2 protein-coding genes are annotated in these 2,166 nt (G+C 74.7%); both read right to left on the bottom strand.

The annotated features are described in order from the left end of the window. Positions 1–115: 115 nt before the first annotated feature. Complete coding sequence (locus tag AB0H87_RS41080; protein WP_360159067.1) at positions 116–793, bottom strand: response regulator transcription factor; 678 nt, start codon at positions 791–793, stop codon at positions 116–118. After that, on the bottom strand, positions 790–1,899 hold the full coding sequence (locus AB0H87_RS41075; RefSeq protein ID WP_360159064.1) for a sensor histidine kinase: 1,110 nt from the start codon (positions 1,897–1,899) through the stop codon (positions 790–792). Before AB0H87_RS41075 ends, AB0H87_RS41080 begins: the two co-directional genes overlap by 4 nt. Positions 1,900–2,166 lie beyond the last annotated feature (267 nt).

The raw sequence follows: 2,166 nt of genomic DNA, 5'->3' as shown, positions 1-2,166 counted from the left end.
GCCGTCACCAGGGACGTGACGGCGACGCCGCTCGTGCCGGGGGTCGGGAGAGCGTTTTGAGCCTAAACGTGGCCGGGTTTCCGGGTGGTCCCGGACGCCTCGGCCGCGAATTCGGCTATTTGGGGTGGCCCGACCCGCCGGAACCCGGCACGACCAGGCCGGTCTCGTACGCGGCGACCACCGCCTGGGTGCGGTCGCGCAGGCCCAGCTTGGTCAGCATCCGGCTCACGTGCGTCTTCACGGTCTCCTCCGTGACCACGAGGCGGGCGGCGATCTCCGGATTGGACAGTCCCTCCGCCACCAGGCGCAGTACCTGTGTCTCGCGCGGCGTCAGCGCCGACAGGGCGACCGGCGGCGGTGCCGAGGGGCGGTGCTGCAGGGCGAACTCCGCGATCAGCCGCCGTGTCACCGTCGGTGCCAGCAGGGCCTCCCCCGCCGCGATAACGCGTACCGCGTCGAACAGCGCCTCCGCTCGGACGTCCTTGAGCAGGAAGCCGCTGGCGCCCGCGCGGATCGCGTCGTAGACGTACTCGTCGAGGTCGAACGTCGTCAGGATCAGCACCCGGGGGTGCGCGGGCGACGCGGCCAGCTGCCGGGTCGCCTCGATGCCGTCGACACCCGGCATCCGGATGTCCATCAGCACGACGTCGGGCCGGGTGGCCGCGCACACCTCGACCGCCGCGGCCCCGTCCGCGGCCGTGCCGACCACCTCGATGTCCGGCTGGGTGGCCAGCAGCCCGGCGAACCCGCCGCGGACCACCTCGTGGTCGTCGGCCACCACGACGCGGATCATCGGTCCTCCGGGGTCGGCACGGGCAGGTTGGCCTCCACGACGAAGCCGCCGGCGGCACCGGCCACGCCCGTGCGCAACCGGCCGCCGACCGCCGCCGCCCGTTCGTGCATGCCGCTCAGGCCGTGGCCGCCGGCCGGCACACCGGCCGGGCCGGGGCCGTTGTCGCGGATCCGCAGGCACAGGCCCGAGGCGGAGTACGTCACCGAGACGTCGACCGCCGCACCGGGGGCGTGCCGGCGGGCGTTGGTCAGGGCCTCCTGGACGATCCGGTACGCGGCCAGCTCGACGCCCGGATCCAGCGGCACCGGCGGACCGCGCAGGATCAGGCGGGTGCCGGCGCCCGACGTGTCCCGTGCGTCGTCCAGCAGCGCCGCCAGCTCCCGCAGGCCCGGCTGCGGTGCCCGCTCGGGTGCGGCGGGCGCGTCCGAGCGCAGCACGCCCAACAGGCGCCGCATCTCCGTCAGGGCCGACCGCGCCGTGCCACCGATCGCGGCGAACCGCTCCGCACCGGCGGCCGGCAGCCCGGGCGTCGTCAGCCGCGCGTTCTCCGCCTGCACCGAGATCATCGAGATGTGGTGCGCGACGACGTCGTGCAGCTCCCGGGCGATCCGGGCCCGCTCGCCGCGCGCCGTGTGCTCGACCAGCGTCCCGGCGAACGCCGACCGGGCCGCCAGGTGCGCCGCGTCCGCCGAGCTGACGCGGCGGGCCACTCCCGCCAGCGCGCAGACGGGCACCAGAGCGGCCAGGACGACGGCCAGCGGGTCGAAGAAGGCGATCGCCAGGTACGGCAGCCCGAGCGGCACCGCCACAGCCAGGGCGCCACGGCGTCCCGCGAGATAGGCGGCGGCGAGTTGGGCGACCACGCCCGCCACCGTCCAGAGCCCGAAGCCCACGAGCGCGACCACCGCGGCGCCGGTCACCACCGCGGCGACCACCGTCGGGCGGCGGGCGGCCAGGGCCAGCGGCGCGGTCGACGCCAACGCCAGGCAACCGACCAGCACCAGGAACGGCCCCCCGGTCACGTCCGACGACACGTACCGGGCCAACGCCTCGACGACGGCGGCCACCGCCAGGACGGCGGGGGCGAGGGCGACGGTACGGCTCACACGGACATTGTCGCCGCCGGCCGGACCCGGGTCGTCCCTCGCGTCAGGGACGGGAAAGATGGCTCCCGTGCGGGACGACCACAAGCGCCGCCGTTCGTAGCGTCAGACGGCATGGAAGCCACCATCGAGGTCGACAACCTACGCAAGACGTACGGGTCGACCGTCGCGCTCGACGGCATGACGTTCATGTCCGGCACGTGGCTGCTGTTGTTCCTCGGGATGGTCTTCTACGCGGCGTCCGACCTGTCGTTCAACCTCACCCTGCCG

Source organism: Asanoa sp. NPDC050611 (assembly GCF_040654855.1).
In the GTDB taxonomy this organism is placed as follows: Bacteria; Actinomycetota; Actinomycetes; order Mycobacteriales; family Micromonosporaceae; genus Asanoa.
Note: the sequence above shows the minus strand (reverse complement) of the source record. Positions and strands in the feature narration are given on the sequence as shown.

What these genes read in the sequence shown, in the direction of transcription:
- AB0H87_RS41080 (WP_360159067.1), bottom strand. Translation starts at nt 793, where the DNA reads ATGATCCGCGTCGTGGTGGCCGACGACCACGAGGTGGTCCGCGGCGGG.